Source organism: Lachnoclostridium sp. An196 (assembly GCF_002160135.1).
Classification (GTDB): domain Bacteria; phylum Bacillota; class Clostridia; order Lachnospirales; family Lachnospiraceae; genus Hominiventricola; species Hominiventricola avistercoris.
Genome location: NZ_NFJZ01000002.1, coordinates 236,513 through 259,794 on the forward strand (window position 1 = coordinate 236,513; position 23,282 = coordinate 259,794).

The 23,282-nt window shown below is 46.6% G+C and carries 26 protein-coding genes and 1 CRISPR repeat array; of the genes, 21 read left to right on the forward strand and 5 right to left on the reverse strand.

Translation table 11 applies throughout. From position 1 onward, the window contains the following. Positions 1–6: 6 nt before the first annotated feature. From cas5c to B5F29_RS03560, 8 genes are all read left to right on the forward strand, one after another. Entirely contained in the window at positions 7–669 is a 663-nt protein-coding gene (gene cas5c / locus B5F29_RS03525) for a type I-C CRISPR-associated protein Cas5c (protein WP_087153299.1), read from the forward strand. Then, positions 666–2,396: a type I-C CRISPR-associated protein Cas8c/Csd1 gene (gene cas8c, locus B5F29_RS03530; RefSeq protein WP_087153300.1), complete on the forward strand. Its 1,731-nt coding sequence runs from the start codon at positions 666–668 to the stop codon at positions 2,394–2,396. The genes cas5c and cas8c overlap by 4 nt, the downstream gene beginning before the upstream one ends. Next, positions 2,397–3,308 (forward strand): type I-C CRISPR-associated protein Cas7/Csd2, encoded by a 912-nt coding sequence (gene cas7c / locus B5F29_RS03535; RefSeq protein WP_087153301.1) that lies wholly within the window; start codon positions 2,397–2,399, stop codon positions 3,306–3,308. Continuing rightward, on the forward strand, positions 3,308–3,973 hold the full coding sequence (gene cas4 / locus B5F29_RS03540) for a CRISPR-associated protein Cas4 (protein WP_087153302.1): 666 nt from the start codon (positions 3,308–3,310) through the stop codon (positions 3,971–3,973). Before cas7c ends, cas4 begins: the two co-directional genes overlap by 1 nt. Beyond that, positions 3,970–5,001, forward strand: a complete 1,032-nt coding sequence (gene cas1c / locus B5F29_RS03545; protein ID WP_087153303.1) for a type I-C CRISPR-associated endonuclease Cas1c — start codon at positions 3,970–3,972, stop codon at positions 4,999–5,001. Before cas4 ends, cas1c begins: the two co-directional genes overlap by 4 nt. Positions 5,002–5,007: 6 nt before the next feature. Beyond that, entirely contained in the window at positions 5,008–5,298 is a 291-nt protein-coding gene (cas2, locus tag B5F29_RS03550; protein ID WP_087153304.1) for a CRISPR-associated endonuclease Cas2, read from the forward strand. 176 nt (positions 5,299–5,474) lie between these two features. Next, positions 5,475–6,236: direct repeats of the CRISPR family, unit length 32 nt; unit sequence GTCGTCCCCCTCGTGGGGACGTGGATTGAAAT. A gap of 310 nt (positions 6,237–6,546) precedes the next feature. Then, on the forward strand, positions 6,547–7,440 hold the full coding sequence (locus B5F29_RS03555) for a helix-turn-helix domain-containing protein (RefSeq protein ID WP_087153305.1): 894 nt from the start codon (positions 6,547–6,549) through the stop codon (positions 7,438–7,440). A gap of 18 nt (positions 7,441–7,458) precedes the next feature. Further along, a complete protein-coding gene (locus B5F29_RS03560) occupies positions 7,459–7,755 on the forward strand; it encodes a DUF1905 domain-containing protein (protein ID WP_242955566.1) in 297 nt (98 codons plus the stop codon). Between the two features lie 75 nt (positions 7,756–7,830). On the opposite strand, the gene B5F29_RS03565 is transcribed toward B5F29_RS03560, so the two are convergent. Then, positions 7,831–8,712, reverse strand: a complete 882-nt coding sequence (locus B5F29_RS03565; protein ID WP_087153306.1) for a LysR family transcriptional regulator — start codon at positions 8,710–8,712, stop codon at positions 7,831–7,833. 159 nt (positions 8,713–8,871) lie between these two features. On the opposite strand from B5F29_RS03565, the gene B5F29_RS03570 reads away from it, so the two are divergent. Both B5F29_RS03570 and B5F29_RS03575 read left to right on the forward strand, forming a co-directional pair. After that, a complete protein-coding gene (locus tag B5F29_RS03570) occupies positions 8,872–9,594 on the forward strand; it encodes a DUF6198 family protein (protein WP_242955567.1) in 723 nt (240 codons plus the stop codon). 66 nt (positions 9,595–9,660) lie between these two features. Further along, a complete protein-coding gene (locus tag B5F29_RS03575; protein WP_143449115.1) occupies positions 9,661–9,801 on the forward strand; it encodes a helix-turn-helix domain-containing protein in 141 nt (46 codons plus the stop codon). Between the two features lie 711 nt (positions 9,802–10,512). On the opposite strand, the gene B5F29_RS03590 is transcribed toward B5F29_RS03575, so the two are convergent. From B5F29_RS03590 to B5F29_RS03600, 3 genes are read right to left on the reverse strand one after another with little or no spacing between them, the layout of a single operon-like run. Next, entirely contained in the window at positions 10,513–11,142 is a 630-nt protein-coding gene (locus tag B5F29_RS03590; protein ID WP_087153307.1) for an HAD family hydrolase, read from the reverse strand. Between the two features lie 26 nt (positions 11,143–11,168). After that, the gene (locus B5F29_RS03595) at positions 11,169–11,783 is read right to left on the reverse strand and encodes an NUDIX hydrolase N-terminal domain-containing protein (RefSeq protein ID WP_004613655.1); all 615 of its coding nucleotides are present in this window, start codon (positions 11,781–11,783) and stop codon (positions 11,169–11,171) included. Positions 11,784–11,824: 41 nt separating this feature from the next. Further along, on the reverse strand, positions 11,825–12,625 hold the full coding sequence (locus tag B5F29_RS03600; RefSeq protein WP_004613656.1) for a helix-turn-helix domain-containing protein: 801 nt from the start codon (positions 12,623–12,625) through the stop codon (positions 11,825–11,827). A 338-nt stretch (positions 12,626–12,963) separates the two neighbouring features. Between B5F29_RS03600 and B5F29_RS03610 the strand changes: the two genes are divergently transcribed. The 9 genes from B5F29_RS03610 to recQ all read left to right on the forward strand — a co-directional run bounded on the left by B5F29_RS03610 (position 12,964) and on the right by recQ (position 20,184). After that, positions 12,964–13,377: a cysteine-rich VLP domain-containing protein gene (locus B5F29_RS03610; RefSeq protein ID WP_087153308.1), complete on the forward strand. Its 414-nt coding sequence runs from the start codon at positions 12,964–12,966 to the stop codon at positions 13,375–13,377. Positions 13,378–13,488: 111 nt separating this feature from the next. Continuing rightward, positions 13,489–13,884 carry a replication initiator protein A gene (locus B5F29_RS03615; RefSeq protein ID WP_087153309.1) on the forward strand — a complete coding sequence of 132 codons (396 nt, stop codon included), beginning with the start codon at positions 13,489–13,491 and terminating at the stop codon, positions 13,882–13,884. Between the two features lie 183 nt (positions 13,885–14,067). Continuing rightward, entirely contained in the window at positions 14,068–15,012 is a 945-nt protein-coding gene (mobV, locus tag B5F29_RS03625) for a MobV family relaxase (RefSeq protein WP_004613659.1), read from the forward strand. A gap of 72 nt (positions 15,013–15,084) precedes the next feature. Further along, the gene (locus tag B5F29_RS03630) at positions 15,085–15,279 is read left to right on the forward strand and encodes a hypothetical protein (RefSeq protein WP_002334813.1); all 195 of its coding nucleotides are present in this window, start codon (positions 15,085–15,087) and stop codon (positions 15,277–15,279) included. A gap of 145 nt (positions 15,280–15,424) precedes the next feature. After that, positions 15,425–17,002, forward strand: a complete 1,578-nt coding sequence (locus tag B5F29_RS03635; protein ID WP_087153478.1) for a recombinase family protein — start codon at positions 15,425–15,427, stop codon at positions 17,000–17,002. Between the two features lie 79 nt (positions 17,003–17,081). Next, positions 17,082–17,615: a hypothetical protein gene (locus tag B5F29_RS03640; protein ID WP_087153310.1), complete on the forward strand. Its 534-nt coding sequence runs from the start codon at positions 17,082–17,084 to the stop codon at positions 17,613–17,615. Then, complete coding sequence (locus B5F29_RS03645) at positions 17,596–17,820, forward strand: hypothetical protein (protein WP_330397515.1); 225 nt, start codon at positions 17,596–17,598, stop codon at positions 17,818–17,820. The genes B5F29_RS03640 and B5F29_RS03645 overlap by 20 nt, the downstream gene beginning before the upstream one ends. 272 nt (positions 17,821–18,092) lie before the next feature. Beyond that, positions 18,093–18,191, forward strand: a complete 99-nt coding sequence (locus tag B5F29_RS17240) for a methyltransferase (RefSeq protein ID WP_442911269.1) — start codon at positions 18,093–18,095, stop codon at positions 18,189–18,191. 169 nt (positions 18,192–18,360) lie between these two features. Further along, a complete protein-coding gene (recQ, locus tag B5F29_RS03655) occupies positions 18,361–20,184 on the forward strand; it encodes a DNA helicase RecQ (RefSeq protein ID WP_087153311.1) in 1,824 nt (607 codons plus the stop codon). Between the two features lie 20 nt (positions 20,185–20,204). Here the strand turns inward: recQ and B5F29_RS03660 are convergent, their stop codons facing one another. Beyond that, complete coding sequence (locus B5F29_RS03660; protein WP_162608355.1) at positions 20,205–21,464, reverse strand: toll/interleukin-1 receptor domain-containing protein; 1,260 nt, start codon at positions 21,462–21,464, stop codon at positions 20,205–20,207. 242 nt (positions 21,465–21,706) lie between these two features. Here B5F29_RS03660 and B5F29_RS03665 point away from each other — a divergent pair, with 242 nt between their 5' ends. Both B5F29_RS03665 and B5F29_RS03670 read left to right on the forward strand, forming a co-directional pair. Beyond that, complete coding sequence (locus tag B5F29_RS03665) at positions 21,707–22,645, forward strand: helix-turn-helix transcriptional regulator (protein ID WP_087153313.1); 939 nt, start codon at positions 21,707–21,709, stop codon at positions 22,643–22,645. Next, positions 22,635–23,279 carry a GyrI-like domain-containing protein gene (locus B5F29_RS03670; RefSeq protein ID WP_087153314.1) on the forward strand — a complete coding sequence of 215 codons (645 nt, stop codon included), beginning with the start codon at positions 22,635–22,637 and terminating at the stop codon, positions 23,277–23,279. The genes B5F29_RS03665 and B5F29_RS03670 overlap by 11 nt, the downstream gene beginning before the upstream one ends. Positions 23,280–23,282 lie beyond the last annotated feature (3 nt).

Below are 23,282 nucleotides of genomic sequence, written 5' to 3' on the forward strand. Positions count from 1 at the left end.
TGGATCATGGGAATGGGGGTAAGAGTCAGGGTATGGGGAGATTATGCTCTCTTCTCGCGTCCGGAGATGAAAGTGGAGCGGTGTTCTTATGATGTAATGACTCCGTCTGCCGCGAGAGGAATACTGGAAGCCATTTACTGGCATCCTGGTATGAGATGGATAATTGATAAGATTTATGTAAAAAAACCGATCCAATTTACCAGCGTCCGGCGCAATGAAGTGAAAAGTAAAATCCTCGCAAGCAATGTACTGCAAGTTTATAATGGCGCAGACAAGTCCCTCTGCATAAGCAGTAAATCCGACATTGTTCAGCGGGCGTCGCTGTTGCTGTGTGATGTGGAATATGTGATCGAGGCGCATTTTGAAATGACTGAAAATGCGAACGCGTCGGATAATGCCGGGAAATTTAAGGATATTATTATGAGGCGGCTGCGGCGGGGGGAATGTTTCCATATGCCGTACTTTGGCTGCAGGGAGTTTCCGGCACATTTCTGCCTTTGCGAAGAAGAGCAGATTCAGACGGCTTATGAGGATGTGGATGAAAAAGACCTGGGTTTTATGCTTTATGACATTGACTATTCGGATAAGGAAAATATTCAGCCTATGTTTTTCCGGGCCGTTATGAAAAACGGCGTTCTGGACCTGAGAGACTGTGAGGTGGTTCGATGATCTTACAGGCATTGGTAAAGTATTATGAGGACTTGGCGGAAGAAGGCAAGGTGGCAAGGGAAGGCTGGTGTCAGGCGAAAGTTTCCTATGCATTGAATCTATCGAAGGAAGGGAAAATACTTGGAATTGTTTCTTTGAAACAGGAGGTTCCAAGGGGAAAGAAAAAGGTATGGATACCGTCTCCAGCCATTGTTCCAGAAATGGTGACTCGCTCATCCGGGATATCTGCTAATTTTTTATGTGATAATTCCAAATACATTCTTGGAATCGATGCGGACGGGACGAATGAGAGAGTTCTGGAATGTTTTCGAGCAGCCAAAGAGAAACATCTGGACATATTGAAAGACGTGGAAGGAGATATGGCGCAGGCAGTACGCTTGTATTTTGAAAACTGGATTCCTGAAAAAGCCCAGGAGAGCAGTGAAATAAAGGATAACTGGGAGAATTTAACAGATGGCGGCAATCTGATTTTCTGCATGGGGATGGAGTATGCACAGGATGATCTTTATATCAGACAGGAATGGAATCAGTCCAGAAATGTTAGCGCCGGAGTTCCGGAAGGTGTCTGTCTGGTAACAGGGGAAAAGGCGGAAATTTCCAGGATACATAGGACGATTAAAGGAGTGCCGGGAGCGCAATCCAGCGGCGCGGCATTAGTCTCTTTTAATGCTCCCGCTTTCGAGTCGTATGGGAAAGAACAAAGCTACAATGCCCCTGTGGGAAAATATGCAGAGTTTGCCTACACGACGGCCTTGAATTATCTTTTGGGCCGAAGGGAGTACACGTTCCAGCTTGGTGATTCTATGGTAGTATTCTGGGCGGAAAACGGTGAAGAAACATATCAGGATTTCTTTTCCATGGCTGCAGAACCAGAACCGGATAATCAGGAGGAGTTGAAGGGATTATTCGAAAATCTGAAGCGCCAGGGCGTGATCCGTGTAAATGATATTTCTTTGAACCCGGATCAGAGGTTTTATATTTTGTGTTTGGCGCCTAATGCGGCGAGACTTTCGGTAAGGTTTTTCTATGAGGATTCTTTTGGAAATATATTAGAGAATTTTTCCCGACACTATCAAAGAATGTCAGTGGTAAAACCGTCCTGGGAAAAACGGGAATACCTGGGAACCAGACAGCTGCTGTATGAGACGGTAAATCAAAAATCCAAAGATAAGTTGCCGATTCCCAATATGGCCGCCATGGTATTGCAGGCAATCTTATCGGGGAGCAGGTATCCGGAGAGCCTTTATACGAATACGCTGATTCGTATCCGGGCGGAACAGGGGAATGTTACCTGGGGGAGAGCAGGCATTATAAAAGCATATTTGATGCGAAACCGTAAATGGGAGAAAGGAGATAATTATATGGGACTAAATGAAGCCAGCAATGAAACTCCATATGTATTGGGAAGACTGTTTGCTGTATTGGAGGCAGTCCAGATGGATGCAAATCCAGGAATTAACGCAACGATCCGGGATCGCTATTTCAATTCTGCCTGTGCGACACCGGCGTTTGTTTTCCCTATTCTTTTGAAACTGAAGAATAGTCATATGAGGAAGCTGGAGAGGGATAAAGCAGGATCAAAGATTTATTATGAAAAACTGTTGACAGGGATTATGGGAAAATTTGAGGCATTTCCAAAGCAGCTGTCGTTGGAAGAGCAGGGGAAATTCATCCTGGGATATTATCACCAGGTACAGAAAAGATATGAGAAAAAGGAGGATAAATAAATGAGCGAAGCAATCAAAAACAGATATGAGTTTGTCATATTATTTGACGTGGAGAATGGAAATCCCAACGGCGATCCAGATGCAGGAAATATGCCCAGGATTGATCCGGAGAGCGGTCTTGGCCTGGTGACGGATGTGTGTCTGAAAAGAAAGATTCGTAATTATGTAGAAATGGTGAAAGAAGACGAGGCCGGATATAAGATTTACATAAAAGAAGATGTACCTTTGAATCGGAGCGACAGGGAAGCATGCGAATCTCTGGGAATCCGTGAGACAGAAGATAAAAAAGTTACAGACGCATTGAAAAAATTAAAAAAAGACGATCCGGATGTAGATGTGAAGTTGAGGGATTATATGTGTCGGAACTTTTATGATATCCGTACATTTGGGGCGGTCATGACGACTTTTGTGAAGGCATCGCTGAATTGCGGACAGGTGAGGGGGCCCGTGCAGATTGGATTTGCCCGGAGTATTGATCCGATTGTCAGCCAGGAGGTGACGATCACCAGGGTTGCAATCACCACAGAAAAAGATGCAGAAAACAAGAGTACGGAGATGGGAAGGAAAAGTATTGTTCCATACGGACTGTATCGGGCGGAAGGATTTATCTCTGCAAATCTGGCGCGTAAAGTGACGGGATTTTCGGAAGAAGATCTGCAGCTTCTTTGGGATGCGATTATTAATATGTTTGAAAACGATCATTCGGCTGCGAGAGGGAAAATGGCAGTTCGGGAGTTGATTGTATTTAAGCATAGTAAGGAATTGGGCGATTGTCCGGCATATAAACTGTTTGACGCGGTAGAAGTCCGAAGAAATGAAGGGGTAGAATATCCGAGAAAATATCAGGACTATACAGTTCAGATCCACAATGACCAGATCCCGGACTCGGTGGAAATAAAAAGGATGATTTGATGGAATATGCAGAAGATGACTATTTGATGATTTCAGGAATACAACACTTTAAATTTTGCAGGCGCCAATGGGCTTTGATTCATGTTGAACAGCAATGGGAAGATAATGTACATACTGTGGTCGGGGAATTGATGCATAAAAAAGTACATGATCCTTATCTGACAGAAAAAAGAAAAGATGTAATCATAGCAAGGGCTATGCCGGTTTCTTCCAGGGAACTTGGAATCAGCGGAGAATGTGACGTAGTGGAATTTCATAAATGTGAAGATGGAATAAAGCTGTATGGGCATAGGGGACTATATTCGGTATACCCTATTGAATATAAGAAAGGGAAACCGAAACTGACAGAAGAGGACAAACTGCAGCTTGCCGCGCAAGTTTTATGTCTGGAAGAAATGTTTTCCACACAAATTCCAGAAGGAGCGATCTTTTATGGGGAAACACGGCGTCGTGAACCGGTGGAGATCACGAAAGAACTTAGGGAGGAGGTACGGGATGTGTTCAGAGAAATGCACGGATATTATTCTCGGCGCTATACTCCCAGAGTAAAATACAGCAAGTCTTGTAACGCATGTTCCCTTAAGGAAATCTGTCTTCCTAAACTTGGAAAAACCGGATCTGTGAAATCATATATTCAGCGGATGCTGGAGGAGGAAGAAAAATGAAAAAGCTGCTGAATACCTTGTATGTCACTTCTGAAAACAGTTATCTGGCATTGGACGGCGAAAATGTTGTTGTACTGGACGATAAGACAGAGATTGGGAGAGTGCCCTTGCATAATCTGGAGGGGATTGTCTCTTTTGGATACAGAGGAACGAGCCCGGCACTGATGGGAGCATGTGCTGACAGAAATGTTTCTTTATGCTATTTGACTCCGCAGGGGAAATTCCTGGCGCGTGTCTCTGGAAAGACAAGAGGGAATGTGCTTTTGAGACAACAGCAGTTTGCCAGCAGCAGAGACGAGAAGACAAGCCTGGAAATAGCTCAAAATTGTATTCTTGGAAAAGTATATAATGCCAGATGGGTATTAGAACGGGCGATAAGAGACCATCCACTACAGATCGATACAGCTCAGGTAAAAGAAGCGTCTTGTTTCTTGAAAAATTCATTAGAGTATATTCAAAATGCGCAGTCAAAAGAACAGCTGAGGGGCTATGAAGGAGAAGCAGCGAGTGTCTATTTTGGGGTATTTGATCAACTGATCTTACAGCAAAAGAAGGATTTTGTATTTCAGGGCAGGAATAAGAGACCGCCCTTGGATAATGTGAATGCGTTGCTTTCTTTTGTATATACATTGTTGACAAATCATATTACTTCTGCGCTGGAGAGTGTAGGTCTGGACCCATATGTTGGTTATCTGCATACAGAACGCCCGGGCAGAGCCTCCTTGTCACTTGATCTGATCGAGGAACTTCGTGCGGTGCTGGCAGATCGTTTTGTACTGTCACTGATCAATAAGAAGATAATTAACGGGAAAAATTTTTCGAAAAAAGAAAATGGCGCTGTTTTAATGAGTGATGAATTGCGAAAAAAGGTGCTGTCTGAATGGCAAAACAAGAAAAAGGAGATGATTACTCATCCTTATCTGCAAGAAAAGATAGAGTGGGGAATGGTCCCTTATGTACAGGCAATGCTTTTGGCACGGTATCTGAGAGGCGATCTGGACAGTTATCCGGTCTTTTTGTGGAAATGAGGAAAAATGTTGGTATTGATTACTTATGATGTAAATACAGAAACCGCCGCAGGGAGAGCCAGGCTGCGGAAAGTAGCAAAACAATGTGTGAATTATGGAAGAAGAGTGCAAAACTCTGTGTTTGAATGCATCTTGGACAATGCACAATGTATCATGTTGAAGTCAATTTTAACAGATATCATAGACGAAAATGTCGATAGTCTGCGTTTTTATTATCTGGGAAATAAGTATCAGACAAAAGTGGAGCACATAGGGGTGGACAGAGGACTTGCGGCAGATCAAACTTTGATATTATAAGAATGTGCGAACCTGAAGCGTACATAAAATTGTGGGGAGACTCGCACCAGAAAAAGTGCATAAAAAAGAGAAAAATGAAGGAGGATGATAATATTCGGTTGGCTTCTTTTAGAATATAAGAAGTAGATTTGGTGAATGTTTATAAAAATGGATGTTGAAAATTAGTTAAAATTGCAGTCGTCCCCCTCGTGGGGACGTGGATTGAAATTCCAGTAATATTTTTCTCCTTTGCAATCTGCAGGTCGTCCCCCTCGTGGGGACGTGGATTGAAATTCTGCGACTGTATATCTGTCATCCTCCCAGTAAGGTCGTCCCCCTCGTGGGGACGTGGATTGAAATTACCAATCCCGCTATGCTCAGACGCGCCCCTATATGTCGTCCCCCTCGTGGGGACGTGGATTGAAATCTTGATAACCTGTGTGATCCCACTCACTACAAAGGCGTCGTCCCCCTCGTGGGGACGTGGATTGAAATAGTTCATGCACGATTTCCAGAAAATTGTAAGCATGGTCGTCCCCCTCGTGGGGACGTGGATTGAAATATATGGATATTCAATGTTCAGTCCGCAGATGGTGGTCGTCCCCCTCGTGGGGACGTGGATTGAAATTCTATGGCTATCGACAAAGACGCAGCTGTTGGTGTCGTCTCCCTCGCGGAGACGTGGATTGAAATCCCTGCGTCGGAATCTGTTCCGCCGCGCCGGATAATGTCGTCTCCCTCGCGGAGACGTGGATTGAAATCTTTGTGGATATGCTTTTTCGGGGACAGACTCAGTCGTCTCCCTCGCGGAGATGTGGATTGAAATTGGGATCCTTTTTTATATTCCACCAGGACGTCCGTGCCGTCTCCCTCGTGGAGACGTGGCTTGAAATATTGATGTATATGACTGCTATGCCGGCTTGCTAAGTCGTCTCCCTCGTGGAGACATGGCTTGAAATTCAATTAAATGTAAAAAATAAGACGCTTTCTAATGTGTTTTTCCACTGAAATGTGGATGAAATTATAATGGGAACGAATATGTGATCAGATAAAAGATGTCCTTCTCACAAAGATAGTAATTGAATTATGCCAGGATATACATGGGTTAACCAATCTTCGCTCAAAAAAGGTTTTACTATATATTCCTCATAGCATGAATAAATGTTAAATCCCAATGTTAACTATCATTGCTTGTCAATTTGCCGTTTTTGCGGATATACTTCATACAGCTCCGGTGCTAAAATTTCATTATGGAAGGATCGAGAAAGTATGATTCATGACAATATACGCAAATATCGCAAAGAAAGAGGATTCAGTCAAGAAGAGATGGCAGTAAGGCTTCATGTGGTCCGGCAGACAGTTTCAAAATGGGAGAATGGAAAATCTGTTCCGGATGCCGGAGTACTGATTGATATGGCGGCGCTGTTTGAAGTTCCGGTAAGTAAACTGCTTGGGGACGAGGCGGATCGAGTTGATACAGAAAATCTGGCAGAGAAGCTTGCTGCTTTGAATGAAGAGCTTGCAGAGAAAAACCATCGGGAAACATTGATGAAAAGAGCAGGTGAAAAAAGAGGACTGATCCTGAGCCTGTCTTTTATCTCAATGTTGATCGCGCTCGGAATTAAAAATCCGGTTGTGTCAGTTGTGCTGTCGGGCGGATGCATGCTGTTGGCAATTGTTGTCCTGTATCGAAACCTGGCTTTGCTGACCAGTGTGACGACCAATGATATGAAACTGAAAGTATTACGTGTGACCACTCTGTTTAATATTGGAGTGCTGTTTTTGGGAGTTATACTGGCGGCGCTTACGGCGGCAGACGTAATTCATTATTCAGAACATGGCGAGAAAATGTTTGCTATGATTTTTGTTGCCTGCATCATGATTTTTACGGGAATTGTATCTCCTAAACTGCCTTTTACAAGACATACAGGTCTAAGGCTTCCCTGGACGATCCGGGATCAGGAGACCTGGAATGTAGCGCATACGATTCTGGGATATATTTCTGTGCCGCTGGCCCTGTTGTATGTGGCCTGTTCTTTAACTGTCAATTGTTTTGAACAGGTAACGCTTATCGCTATGCTATTATGGATCGGAATTCCGGGAGGGATCTCGTACATTTTTTTCTGGAAAAAGATGCATGGCAGATATGGACAGCGGGTATAAATGAAGTAAGGAGTGCTCATGGAAAACGAAAAAATATATACATTTTGTGCTATGATCGAACCAGTTCCGGATAAAGGAGGCGCTTATGTCCGCTTTCCCTATGATATACGAAAGGAATTTGGGAAGGGGAGAGTCAGCGCGGACATCACTTTTGACGGAGAACCGTATCGGGGAAGTATTGTGAATATGGGTGTGAAAAATGCCGATGGCTCCATTTGCTATATCATTGGAATCCGAAAAGATATCAGGAAAAAGATCGGGAAACAACCTGGCGATATGGTGAACGTGACCGTGAGCCTGAGCAGGCAGGATTAAATTGCAGACAGGTGAAAAGTCTATACAGGCAAACCTTCCTAAGTTGCGGGAGGCTTGCCTGTTTTTTGAAAGACTTTAAAAAGCGCTGTTGTCCATGACAAATTGACGGAAATAACGCACGGCAGGAGCCATGAATACGGTATTGTTATTGACCATATAGAGATTGCGCTCGCAGGCAGGCGAACGGATCTGTAAAATATGAAGGTCAAGTTTTAAAAGCAAGTCCATGTATGGGACGACTGCGATCCCAAATCCCTGAGCGACCAATCCTGCAATGACCTGATCTTCTTCTGTTTCATAGGCAATATGCGGTTCTGCCCCAATATCCGAAAACATTTGATCTACGACGGAGCGCATACCGGAACTTTTTTCAAAAAAGATCTGCGGATACGGAACGGTTTCAAGCAGTTCGATCGTATGACGGGATGAAAGAGGATGGTTTCTGGGTGTGATCAGAACCAGATCCTGTTTCTGGACACTGATTGCGGTAAAGTCCAGATTTGCGGGAGGCTGAGAGCAGAATACCAAATCATATTTTTTTGCGGCAAGTCCGTCAAGTAACGTTTGTGTGACTCCGGTATGAAAAGTAAATTGAATGTTCAGACCTGCATTTTCTTTTAAAAAGTTTGCTGCCAGACGAGGGATATATTCCACACCAAGCGTTCGCAATAATCCCAATCGAATTAATCCTTCTCCATGGGCGCTGCGTCTGATGGATTCAATACCGGCGTCCAGGGTAGATAAGGTCAGTTCGGCACAGGTCAAAAATTCTTGTCCAAACTGGGTGAGGGTTGTATTTCTTCCGTTTTTTTCAAAAAGCGGCACTCCCAGTTCTTTTTCCAGCTGAGAGATCGCATGGCTTAAACTGGGCTGGGTGATACAGAGCTGTTCTGCCGCTTTGGTATAATGCTGTATATGTGCCAATGCCACAAAATATCGTAGATAAAACAAATTCATATCCTGTTTCCTCCCAATACCTGTATTATACTTCTTTTGATAGATAACATCTATGATTTTATTAAAAATATTTATTTGATAAATAGAGCGTATGAAACTAGACTAAATTTGCAAATGTCATAGATTTAAGAGAAAAGAAGTATATGGGAGGAATGTATTGTGAAAGAAAAGGCAGAGACTGCAGAGGCAGTCTCAAAACACGTCTGGAGCGGTGAAATAACACTTTTGCTGGCGGTTCTGATCAACAGTTTCGGAGTTGTGTTAATGATTTATTCCGGCTCTGGAATATCCGCTATTTCCAGTGTACCTTTTGCATTTTCAGAGGTATTGCCGCAGCTTTCGCTTGGAACCTGGACTTATATTTTCCAGGGTCTGCTGGTTCTCAGCCTGATGGTTTTAAGAAAAAGGTTTGTACCACCGTATTTGTTTAGTTTTGTAGTAGGATTTGTATTTGGCGAACTGCTGGATATTCATGAACTTTGGATCGGTATATTGCCGGACGCGTTATGGCTGCGGCTGCTTTATTTTATCGTAAGCTATCTGCTGATCAGTTTTGGAATCGCGCTTTCAAACCGCTGCGGGCTTCCGATTATACCTACAGATCTTTTCCCGAGGGAGCTGGCTCAGATAACGGGCGTGGATTATTCTAAAATTAAGATATTATTTGATACGATCTGTCTGGCGGTAACTGCCGGTATGACATATGTTTTCCTGAGGCAGATAAAAGGGCTGGGAATCGGGACCGTATTGGCGGCATTTACAATGGGAAAAGCCGTTGGAATGATAGGAAGCCGGCTGGATAGACGAGTCCGGTTTACTTTATTCTGGACAGGGAGGAAGAATTACCGGAATCATAACAGAATTCAGGGAGAAAACGGATGATTCAACCAACAGTAGGATGCGCTCTGTGAAGGATATGTTATAATTTTATCACGGGAGGGCGTATCTATGATTGATCTGAAAGAAACCGGAAGATTCATCGCGGAATGCCGGAAAGAGAAAAAATTGACACAGAAGCAGCTTGGCGGTAGACTGAATGTAACTGACCGGGCCGTCTCGAAATGGGAAACCGGGGTATCACTTAGATAAAGATACCACACCAATCCCACGCTGACTTTTGCTCAACCGATACAGCCGGAGGGCTGGATAACAAGAAAAGGCGGTATGCGCCCCGTGGAGGGGTAGCGTACCGCCTTTTTTGTGGGGGTTTCCAAAGGGGGCAACGCCCCCATTTGGCACACGACTTTGCGAAGCAAAGTGTAGTGTGTTATACGCTCTGTCGGCGTTGCCGTGAAAATGCCGTTGCCGCCGGGGAGGGCAAGGGCATTTGAAGCGGCAGGAAAACAGGGCTGTGCTTGTGTGGCGTGGAGCCGCAAGCGCAGGTCTGTTTTCGACAGCAGACAGGGCGTATATGAACGCCCCCGTTCTTCGTCCTACGCTCTGACTTGTGGATAAAGTGTCCCGAAGTTGTGGCCACACTCCCGGAAAAATAGCAGGACAGCGGGCAACCGTCAAGACTGAAATGAACGGGTTTGCACCCGGTCTTGACCGCCGCCCGCCGCCCCGCTGAATGGGTGGACAAGGCGGCCAATCCCTCAAAGTGCTTGGCCGCTCTCTTTCTGATTTTGGAGCGTTCCTTTTCTAAAAATTGAAATGGGCGGGAAGCCATTTTAGGGCTTTCCCGCCTTGATTACCCTTTAGCAAAGACGGGCGTGACTGTCAACGGCGGCGCATGAAATGCGCCGTTCATCTTGACCGTTGACTGGCTCGGCTGGCTTTGCTACTTGCTTGTATCAAGTATTAGCTTTTTGTTAAAGCAAGACTTTTGGCTAAATCAAAAGGAGTACAGAATGCTTTTTGAGCATTCACTCTATTTCCAGCACCCCATTTTGCTAATCCAAAGTTTACATTTGCATGTTTAGCGCACTGCATGTCGTAGATACTATCGCCAATGTACAGTAACTCATTTGCTTGACATTTTGTCCATTCCATATATTTCAAAAGCGGGTCTGATTCTGGTTTGTGTTGTAGCGTATCATCAGCACAGACTACGGTTTCAAAGTAAGATGATATATCAAATTTCTGAAAATCGCTTCTAAATTCTTCATGGGTTTTAGAGGTAACAATACCTATGCCTAATTTTAATTCCGAAATAGTTTCAAGCAATTCTTTTATCCCGTGAAATACAGTAATCGTGTCCCTGTATTTTTCCATGTTTTTGTCCCACATGGATAGTGCTGACGCTATATCACTCACTCCTAAACGCCGCAAAGCATTTTCGCCGGTAATTCCTAAAGCAAATGTTAATTCTTTATCGGAGATTATCTTTCCGTTTATTGCTCTTATAGTATCTTGCAAAGAATGAATGACGGCATATTCTGTATCAATCAGAGTTCCGTCTACATCAAAAACAATCTGCTTATAACCCATAGGACTGTTCCTCCTTTTCCCTCGGTCTAATCAAAAAGAGTTGACCAGTTTTTGGTTCGATATGCTTCAAAACACATTTTTACTTGCTCTTCATTATTCTTTTCCGTGGCCAGTTCCGGCAGTTCATTTTCTGAAAAATATGCAAAGCCCGTAGTTTCTATATTTTCTTTGAAGGCACCTCCGATAATGGTGCAAAGTACAAATATTTTACATACGCCATAAGCATATACTGGCAAGTTATGTTTAGAGCGGTCTTGAATTGCAATCACTTTATCAGCAGTTACATCTAAGCCCGCTTCTTCTTTGACCTCCTTAATAGTATTTTCTTTGACAGACACATTTACATCAACCCAACCTCCGGGAAGTGACCATTTTCCGCTATTCTCTTTAACAAGAAGAATTTTTCCATTTTGAAAAATAGCGGCTCTGGTATCAAGTTTTGGCGTCTGGTATCCTGTTTCATTACAGAAAAGGTCTTTCGCTTTTTGAACGGGTATATCTGTCTTATATGCCATTATCTCAGCAGAAATTTCCCGTATCCTTTCATAGCGTTCTCTATCAAAAATGTCTTTTCCATAGGTCAATCCTGCTTGTGCAAGACTCTGTAATTCTATTGCCCATTCCAGCCATTGTTCTTTCATGGTTATCCTCCCTTGCTACTGCGATTTTCTCTGATAAAATATCAGTCATTTTTTTGGTTCATCACTTTCTTTAACAACTTTTGGAACAAGTCGGCAGTTTCTTCATCCATCGGTGCAAGCTGTCCGATCTGTCCGGCTATCATCGCCGTTACATCGTCAATGGAAAGCGGCTTTTGTTTCTGCTCCGCCAGTGCGTCCCGCATGGCTTGGAACATAGCGGCGGTCACAGCTTCCCCTGGCTGTTCCCCGTTGTCAATATCTTTCTTAATATCCCGCAGGATAGCCAGGAACACATTTTTGATTTTTTCAATCTCTGCTTCATGTTCCCCCATCTTTTGGGCGTTCAAAAGCTGTAAATCCTGCTTTGCTTCCGCCCGGTGTTCCGGGTGTTCTTTCATCAGGTCGGACAGGGAAGCCGTTGCTATCTCGATAAGCTGGTTTCTTGCTGTTATCCCCTTTGCCGCCGTGTCCTGAAAATAAATCCGTATCAAATCTATCAGCTTGGGAAAATTCCTGTGTTCCAACAGGCGGTTGAGGATTTGCACATCAACAGCACCCGTCACAAGCCCCCTCACGGCTCCCTCGGACAAGCCTAATTCAGAAATATCGTAGCTTTTACGGACGCTCACGGTAGACAAGCCCAGTATGTAGTCTGTCGATACCTTAAATTCCTTTGCCACACCTATGAGAATATCACTGCTTACCGTTCTTGTTTCGCCGCTGACAATGCGGCTCAACTGGGAAGCGGAAACGCCTATCTTCTCCGCAAGTTCCTTTTGTGTGATGTGGTTCCCATTGCATAAATCGGAAATCCGCTGTCCGGGTGTTCCGGGTAAAGCCATAAACACGCACCTCCTCCGCATACTTCCATTATACAGAATGATTGCAAAAATGCAATTTCCAAAGTGTAAACTTCATCAAAATGCAATTCTCGCAAAATTCCGGGGATTGCATTTTTTTCGTGTAGACTTAGGGTAGTTCATCGATGGACAGCACCTTGAAAACAGAATGACCGTCCGAAAAGGGATACCCCGGCTGGGGAAGCACCGCAAGGAGCCGGACTTCGGGACAAAATGTCCCGAAGCTACGGGGAGCGTGCCAACGCTGGAACACGCCGCAGGAATGGGGCAGGAAACCTTTTCGGGGAGAACGGCAACGGAAAGCAAAATGGAGGGAACGCATGAGAGATAACCCCTATAAAGACTTGCCGCCGCTGGAACGCAGGCCGGACGGTTTCCTTTACCGCATGACACCGGCGCAGAGGAAACAGGCGGCCAGCCTGATACGCCGGGAGTGCTGTTGCTGTGAGGACGGCAACTGCATTGTCCTTGACGATGGGGACACCTGCACCTGCCCGCAGACGGTTTCTTTCTCGGTCTGCTGTAAGTGGTTCCGCTGGGCGGTCTTGCCGCTGGACGGGACGCTGGAAGCGGAGATTTTTCGGGATAAGGACTTGAAACGCTGCGAGGTCTGCGGCGGTGTGTTCGTCCCCAAATCCAACCGGGCAAAATACTGCCCCGGCTGTGCCGCCAGAGTTCACAGGCGGCAGAAAACAGAAAGTGAACGGAAAAGGAGGTCTGCTGTGGACAGTTAGGAGCGAAAAAAGCCTTGATTTATCAGGCTTTACAAGCCCCAAACCGGGGCGGGTGGTATAAAGTATCGCCCGCCCCGGAAAACGGGCTTCTAACCGTCCACAAAACGCACTATGACAAATACCATCTATATCCATCAGCTGGAAAAGGCGTTCAGCTTCACCCGGCTCCCGAATTTTCTCTTTGAAGCCCCCACATTCAAGCCCCTGTCTAACGAGGCAAAGGTTCTGTACGCCTTTATCCTGCGCCGGACAGAGTTATCCCGCAAGAATGGGTGGGCGGATGACTGCGGACGGATTTTCCTGTATTACCCTATCTGTGAGGTGGTTGACCTGCTCCACTGTGGGCGGCAGAAAGCGGTGAACACCCTGCGGGAACTGCAATACGCCGGACTGGTGGAAATCCAGAAGCAGGGCTGTGGAAAACCCAACCGCATTTTTCCAAAATCCTATGAAGCGGTTCCAAACACCGACTTCAAGAAATCCCGTTCTGGTACGCCGGAGGACTGAAAACCGTACCCATGAAGTACGGAAACCGCCCCCTTGAAGTACGAAAACCGGACGGTATATAGAAATACAAAGATTAAAATGATTTATTTATATCCATTCCATTCCTATCGTATCAGAGATAATTCTGGCGGGATTTTCCCTGTGGAAACCCCCGGATAGGAAAGGAATGGGGAAAGGAGCAGAATGGCACAACACGCAATTTTACGGTTTGAGAAACACAAGGGCAACCCGGCAAGGCCGCTGGAAGCCCATCACGAAAGACAGAAAGAACAATACGCCAGCAACCCCGACATTGACACAAGCCGGAGCAAATACAATTTCCATATCGTCAAGCCGGAGGGACGCTATTACCACTTCATTCAGAGCCGTATCGAGCAGGCAGGATGCCGGACGAGGAAAGACAGCACACGGTTTGTCGATACGCTGATAACCGCCAGTCCGGAGTTTTTCAAGGGGAAATCTCCAAAGGAGATACAGGCGTTCTTTCAGCGGGCGGCGGAGTTCCTCACCCACCGGGTAGGACGGGAAAATATCGTGTCGGCGGTGGTACACATGGACGAGAAAACGCCCCACCTGCATTTGACCTTTGTTCCGCTGACAAAGGACAACCGCCTGTGTGCAAAGGAGATTATCGGCAACCGGGCAAACCTGACGAAGTGGCAGGACGATTTTCACGCCTATATGGTGGAGAAATATCCGGACTTGGAGCGTGGGGAGAGTGCCAGCAAGACAGGCCGGAAGCATATTCCCACCCGACTTTTCAAACAGGCGGTTTCCCTCTCCAAACAGGCCAGAGCCATTGAAGCCGCCCTTGACGGCATTAACCCACTGAACGCCGGAAAGAAAAAAGAGGAAGCCCTCTCCATGCTGAAAAAGTGGTTCCCGCAGATGGAGAACTTCTCCGGGCAGTTGAAAAAGTACAAGGTCACAATCAATGACCTGTTGGCGGAGAATGAGCAGTTGGAAGCAAGGGCAAAGGCCAGCGAAAAAGGCAAGATGAAAGATACGATGGAACGGGCAAAGCTGAAAAGCGAACTGGACAATTTACAGCGGCTGGTTGACCGTATCCCGCCGGATATACTGGCGGAACTGAAACGGCAGCAACGGCACACGGTAAAGGAAAGGTGATAGATATAAGCAGAAATTTTCGCCGCCCCTGTGCGGCATTGTACCTTGAAAACTGAATATGGAGGACACTGGATGGCAAAAAGCGAAAGCGATATTTTTACACCCCGGACAGGGCAGGTCATACAAGCAGAGAACGGCACGCAGTATTTTGTATGTGGGAACAACCGTATAAAAATCTCCGAACACTTCGCCGCAGGCGGGAAGCCCCTCGGTGATCTGATTGTAGATGTGGTGCGGCATACCGCAGAAAAAGCCGCTTCAACCTGATAGCCCATCATTGATAACGCGCCCACGCTTATGATATAATTGCCATAGAGCAAAAGTATTGTAAGCGTGGGTTGTTTCTTTAGAAGGAGGATTTTTAACGGTGAAACAACCTTACAATACTACGATTTACAACACGGCGCTTTATATGAGATTGAGCCGGGACGATGAAAACTATGGTGACAGCGTAAGCATTGAAACACAGCGGACAATCCTGCAACAGTACGCAAAGGAACAGGGGCTTCATGTAGTCGGTGAGTATGTGGACGATGGCTGGTCGGGGACGAACTTTGAACGCCCGGATTTTCAGCGCATGATGGACGATGTGGAAGCCGGAAAAGTAAACTGCATTGTCACGAAAGACCTTTCCCGTTTCGGGCGGGAACATGTGATGATGGACTACTATCTGGAATTTCTGTTCCCGGAAAAACGGGTGCGCTATATCGCCGTTGCGGAGAATGAGGACACAGAAAAAGGGCTTTCCGATTTTGTCCCGTTCAAAAACCTGTTCAATGAATGGTTTGCGAAAGATACGAGCCGCAAGGTAAAGGCCGCTTTCAAAGCAAAGTTTGCCACAGGACAGCGTATCGGCGCCTATGCTCCCATCGGGTACAGGAAACACCCGGAAATCAAAAACAAGCTGATAATCGACGAGGAAACCCGCTGGATAGTGGAGAAGATTTTTGACCTTGCCTTTCATGGCAGAGGGGCGGCCAGTATCACAAGCATACTGATTGCGGAAAAGGTTCCCACTCCGGGATTTATCAACTTTCAGCGTGACGGGACTTTCGCAAACATCTATGCGGGTGCGCCGGAGGAAAAAAGCTACGCATGGACGATAGCCCAGGTCAAGAGCATTATGAAAGATGAAACCTATATCGGCCATACCATCCACTACCGGGAAACGAACATTTCCTTTAAGAACAAACGGAGGGTACGCAAGCCCCAAAGTGAATGGGTGCGGGTGGAGAACACGCAGGAGCCGATTATCAGCGAACAGGTTTTCCGGCAGGTACAGGAGCAGATAGCAAACCGCCGTAGGAAGTGCAAGGATGGTACAACGCAGATTTTTTCCGGATTGGTAAAATGTGCGGATTGCGGGTGGTCGTTGTCCTATGGGGAAAACAGGCAGAACAGCAAGCCTTACGGCCATTATCATTGTAGCAAGTACGGACAGGGCACACGCCAATGCTCCATGCACTATATCCGCTATGATGTGCTTTACGCCTATGTCCTCTCCCGTCTGCAATACTGGTCGGGGCTGGTACAGCATGATGAAGAACGGCTTTTGAAGCGGCTGTTAAATGCCACTGATAAGGGACAGGCCGCCGCAAGAAAGAAGCAGACCGCAGAACTGAAAAAGGCAGAGAAGCGGAAAGCCGAAGTCGATACCCTGTTTGCCCGGATGTATGAGGACTGGGCGGCGGGGCGTATCACGGAATACAACTTCTCTATGCTGTCCGGGAAGTACCAAAGCGAACAGGCTGAACTGGACGAAAAGATTGAACAGCTTCAATCCGCTATCGCCACTGAAAGCCAGAACGCCGCAGACGCAGAAAAATGGATTGCCTTGATGAAAGAGTGCGTCAATCCAACGGAACTGACCGCCGAACTTTTGAATACGCTGATTGAAAAAATCGTTGTCCATGAAGCGGTCAAAGGTGAGGACGGAAGCCGGGAACAGGAGGTAGAAATCTTCTACCGCTTTATCGGCAAAATTGATTGAATGATACCAATATCTTTAACTATGTGATACCGGAAGAGCATTTCCAGATGTAAACATCCTGGAGGATTTGTGCAGGGAATTGGAAATCAGTATCAGCGAGCTTCTGGCAGGAAAGCGGATTGAGCCGGAGTATTGCCAGAAGGAAGCCGAGAAGATGCTGGTGGATTCTGTCGGTGAGGCACAGCTTTATAAGTTTCAGACCGTACTTTATGCCATGGGAGCGGTGGAGATTATTCTGTTTTATATCCCGTTTTTAAGAAGGGACACTTTCCTGCCGAGTGCTGATCTGGTGAATCTCTTATGCTGGACGGCTCTTATAGTTATATTGGGCTGTGGGATTTATCTGGATAGGAGAATCCCCGGACTGGCGTTCCGAACCACGAACAGATTTCTGGAAGGTGCAGTGGGGGCGGTTTATTTTATATTGTTTCTGGCCCTCAATTTTTGTGTTGCAGGAGGACAGGAAACGATAAGCAACACAGCCTCTGGAGAAAAATTGATGGTCGGAATGACTGCGGCGGCAGGGCTGGCTTTTGTGGTCGCTGCCAGAGTTATTCAGGCAGGTGTAAAAAGGAAAAGAAGGGGGAAAAAGGATGGAGTATCGAGTGGATGATCAGGAACTGGAGACGTCAGTTTTCCTTTCCTTTGTTAATAAAATCTGGCCGGGGAATTATGATGTGGATAAGACGCGCGCGGCATTGGCTAAAACTCTAAATATAACCGCATATGATGGTCAGGTGTTGGTGGGCTGCCTGCGTATCCTTACAGATGGTTATTATTTTGGAACGATTACAGAAAATGACGAGGCAGAAAAATGAACGCTTCTTTCCTGTTGTGCCCTTTCTTAATAATTCGATTTGTGCTATTATCTGTTTTAAATGGAAAAGCAATCCGGCGCGCCGCCTATTTTGCGCCGCTGCAGGGCGGTGAAAGGATTGCATACTGTATTTATCAGATATCTAATATTGCTGTCTTTTTATCTTTGTTTTTCCTGACTGTAAAAATTGATTTTACATGGTTCTTTTATCTGGGACTTGGATGTTACCTTGTCGGGCTGTGCCTGTGTACGGCAGCCGTCATAAATTTTTCTATGCCGGATGAAAACGGGTTGAATACAAATGGGATCTACAGATTTTCCCGTAATCCCATGTATGTGGCTTATTTTGTGTGTTTTACAGGAATGGCGTGAATGACTCGGTCTTGGCTATTATTGGAGATGACGCTGATTTTCCAGATCTCCGGACACTGGATCATTCTTTCAGAGGAGAGATGGTGCGCGGAAAAATTCGGAGACGCTTATGAGCAGTACAGGAGACGAGTAAGGCGGTATATTTAAGAGGGAGGGATCAGACAGACGAATGAATCCGCATGACATACTGAAGAAATATTTTGGTTACGACAGTTTTCGGCCGGGGCAGGAATCGTTGATAGAGGCAATCCTGTCCGGCCGGGATGTGCTGGGCATCATGCCTACCGGCGCGGGCAAATCGGTCTGCTATCAGGTTCCGGCGCTTCTCCTGCCGGGAATTACGATTGTTGTCTCTCCTTTGATTTCTCTTATGAAAGACCAGGTGCGCGCTTTGAATGAAGCGGGCGTTCATGCAGCGTATATCAACAGTTCTCTGACGGAGGGACAGATCGAGAAGGCGTTTTCTCTGGCGTGTCGGGGACAGTATAAGATCATCTATGTGGCTCCGGAACGGCTGCTTACTTATCTGTTCCAGGATTTCGCGAGGCAGGTTCAGATCAGCATGGTGACGGTAGATGAGGCGCACTGCATATCCCAGTGGGGACAGGACTTTCGGCCCAGCTATCTGAACATCGTGGATATGGTGGCAGGACTTTCGGTGCGTCCGGTGGTCAGCGCCTTCACGGCCACGGCGACGAAGGAAGTTCGGGAAGATATACAGTGTGTGCTGCGGCTTCGGGAGCCGAAAGTACTGGTGACAGGATTTGACCGGGCAAACCTGTATTTTGAGGTAAGAAACGGCGGCAGCAAGGATGCCCAGATTCTGGAATACATAAAAGAGCATCAGGGTGAAAGCGGGATCATCTACTGCGCGACCAGAAAGAATGTGGAGGCTGTGTATACCGCGCTGCGGATGGCGGATATTCCGGTGACCAGATATCATGCGGGCCTGTCCGCAGAGGAAAGGAAACAGAACCAGGACCAGTTTATCTTCGACGAGCGGCCGGTCATGGTGGCTACCAATGCGTTCGGTATGGGGATCGATAAGTCCAATGTGCGCTATGTGGTGCATTACAATATGCCTCAGAGCATGGAGAATTATTATCAGGAAGCAGGCCGTGCGGGAAGGGATGGCGAACGGGCGGAGTGCGTGCTCCTGTATTCCCCTCAGGACGTGCGGATCAATCAGATGCTTTTGGCAAATAAAGAATTCCGGGAAGAGATGACGGAAGAAGAGACCGGCGCAGTCCGTGAAAGAGACGCGGAGAGACTGAAGCGTATGACCTATTATGGGACAACCAAAGACTGTCTGCGCGGTTATATCCTGAATTATTTTGGGGAGAAGGCGCCCCGGAGGTGTGAAAACTGTTCCAACTGCCTGCATGAATTTGTGGAAGAGGATGTAACGGATATATGCCGGGATATCTTTCAGTGCATCCGGGAAATGAAGTGGAGTTACGGCGCCGGAACTGTGGCGGGAGTGCTTCACGGCAGCAAAGCGGCCAGGATAAAATCCGGGGGGCTGGATCAGATCAGTGTCTATGGCAGACAGAGCAGTGTTACAGAATTCCGGCTGAAAGAGATCATCCGCGAATTGGCAGGAATGGGCCTTCTGGAAGAGAGCGATGACCAATATACGGTGCTGCGTCTGGGAGAGGGCGCAGAAGAAGTCCTGGATGGAAACCGGCAGATCATCATGAAATTTTCCAGGCCAAAAGATAAGAAGATGCCCCTGCCGAAAAAGAGGGCGGGCGTCGCGGGGGATCTGGATTCCGCCAGCTGGCAGCTTTTCGAGCGGCTGCGGACGCTGCGCCTGGCGATCGCCAGGGAGACCGGGGTACCGCCCTATATTGTATTTACGGATAAAACGCTGATCGATATGTGTGTAAAGCGTCCAAAGAATAAAAGTGAGATGCTGGATGTCTCCGGCGTGGGAGAGGCAAAGTACAAACGGTATGGGGAGCGGTTTTTGGAGGAGATCAGGGAGGAATAATTTTCTGCCCTGATCTTTTATCAGGGAAGAATCTCCAGGGAATACAGATAAATATTTCTGGTATTTTGTATGTCAGGAAAATCCCGAAGTCCGCAGACCGTTTTTACTTTGAAACGTACCCAGTCGTTGACAGATGGATCCTGGAAATCTCCCGTATGATAGAGAAGCCAGTGCGTTTCATCTTCTTTGTATTTGGAAACTTGATCCAGCAGTCCCCGCAGTTTGAAACAGCGGTATTGGGGATTGATTTTTCTTCGTACTTCCGCAATCTGCGCGGTATAGTAACCGTCCGCGTCCGGCGTCAGGATCTGCGGATTGGGAAGCGTCAGATAAGGGATCGCCGCCGGCGAAGCGATGAAGGATGTCCCGTTATTGTTCTGCTTTACAAACCAGGCAAGCGTACCCCAGGTATCTTCTACGCCGATTCTGAGAAAAGGCGGAAACCACATGAGGCGGATCTCGCCGTCGCCTTCCCAGCCATTCTGACGGAACAGCTCTTCAACCTGATGGATCAATGCGGGGCACCCGCCATATGCGCTCAGAAAATCTATGGCAGAAGGAAGAAAACTTAAAATATCGATATGTTCATAAGTATACACATAATAGGACTGGAGACGGGAAGGATCTTCAAGAAGATCATGAACATAGTAAAAAAGAAGGTCATCTTCCTGCTCATGAGATGTAACATCAGGTTCATGCTTTTTCTCAGGTTTCTGAGGTTCTTCTTCAACTTCAATATGAATATCAATCAGGTCGGAAAGATCTATGAAAGAGGAAGAAGAGGGACGTCCCTGCTCAAAATCTGAAACGGGAGGTTCCGGATGCTTTTCCTGATATTCCAGAAGCCTTCTGTATGCGATTTCGGCAAGATTTTTCCAGGTCCGTTCCCGTTCTGCATCGTTCATCTCCGCAACGGTATACTCCGGATCGTTGACTGCCTGAAAACGTGACAGTTCCGTTACATGAGAAAAACTGCAGGGTTTTACGATGACCGGCAGAATATATACGCCTTCTTTCTCCCATGCATCCAGCAGAGGAGGAAGCTCGTTGGAGCGGATGAAATCAGAGTCCAGAAAATCTGCGGATACCAGAAGGATGGCCACAGCGGTTTTTTCCAGATTGTTTTCAATCTCATTTCTCCACTGGTCTCCGGTACGAAGCTGCGTATCCGACCAGTATTTTACACTTCCGGAACGTTCAAAAATAGACAGATGCGTCCTGAGACGAAGCTGATAATCGCTGTCTGCATGGCTGTAACTGATAAAGATCTGATCTCTCATAAATTTTCTCCCCACAACGATGCCGAGAGGCATCCTTTTTTGATTCCGTTTTCCGGCCCTATGGCTGATTCCGCACTGCTTAGTGCCTGTGCGAACATTATAACATGCTTTCCCATTTTTTGACAGAAAGCGAAAGAAAGTATTGCGGATAATTGATCATATTCTTTTCATTTGATATGATAAAACATGACATACAGTTGTCGTGTTTAAGCATGTATAATGGAGAGGTAGAAGGAGCAGGCATGAAGATAGACAGACAGATCGGTATCCTGGCGGTTTTGCTGCAAAAAGATATCGTCACCGCGCCTTATCTGGCGAGGCAGTTTGAGGTATCCCGACGGACGATTAACAGGGATATAGAAGATTTGTGCAGAGCAGGGATTCCCATTGTTACAAAACAGGGTATAAACGGCGGAATCTCGATTATGGAAAACTACAAGTTTGACCGGACCTTACTGAACAGCTCTGAGATGCAGGATATTCTGGCGGGGCTCCGGAGTCTGGACAGTGTCAGCGGGACAAACCGGTACGGAAAACTGATGGAAAAACTGTCGGCAGGATCTTCGGATTTCATAGCGGGTGATCCGTCTGTGCTGATAGATCTGTCCTCCTGGTACAAGGAATCTTTAGCGCCGAAGATTGAACAGATCCGGACGGCGATAGAGCGAACAAGAGAACTGGAATTTGCGTATTATTCGCCGAGAGGGGAGACGAAGCGTCTCATAGAACCGTATTACCTGATCTTCCGATGGTCCAGCTGGTATGTGTGGGGATGGTGCAGAGTACGGGAAGATTTCCGGCTGTTTAAGCTGAACCGCATGGAAGAGATAAAGGTGACGGACCGGGAATTTACGAGAAGACAGGTGCCGCTTCCGGATCTGAGAAATGAGACCATTTTTCCGGGCGGCATTATGGTGAAAATCCTGTTTGAGCCGGAATGCAAATGGAAACTGATCGAGGAATTTGGAGCCGGGAGTTTTCGGGAACTGGATGACGGCAGGCTTCTGTTCCAGGCAGATTATACAAATAAAGAAAACTTGACCGCATGGCTGCTGACGTTCGGCGACCGGGCAGAACTGCTGGAGCCAAAGGAGATCCGGAAAGAATTTGGCGAAATTTTGAGAAGGATAGAAAGCAGATACCGTCAGAAGGGAAGGGGGAGAACAGTAGATGGCGTTTGATTATAAGAAGGAATATAAAGAATTTTATATGCCGAAAAACAAGCCGGAAATCGTGGAAGTACCGCCTGTGAATTACATCGCAGTGCGGGGGAAGGGCGACCCGAACGAAGAGGGCAGCGAGTATAAAGCATCCATAGGACTGCTGTATGCCATCGCATTTACGATCAAGATGAGTAAAAAGGGAAGTCATCCGATCGAAGGATACTTTGACTATGTGGTTCCTCCCCTGGAAGGTTTCTGGTGGCAGGAGCATGGAGCAGAGATCGATTACTCTCAGAAAGAAGGATTTCGTTTTATCTCTGTGATCCGGCTGCCGGATTTTGTGACGGAGAAGGATTTTGCATGGGCGCTGGAAGAGGCAGCCCGGAAAAAGGGAGAGGACTTTTCAAAAGTGGAGTTTCTGACCTATAACGAGGGTCTGTGCGTCCAGTGTATGCATATCGGCCCCTACGACCAGGAGCCGGAGACGATCGGCAGGATGCATGACTTTCTGAAAGAGCAGGGATATGAACTGGATATCACAGAGGAACGGCTCCATCATGAGATTTATTTAAGCGATGTAAGAAGAGTGGCTCCGGAGAAATGGAAGACGGTGATCCGGCATCCGGTGAAACCGGCAGAGGGGAGAGGCTGAACT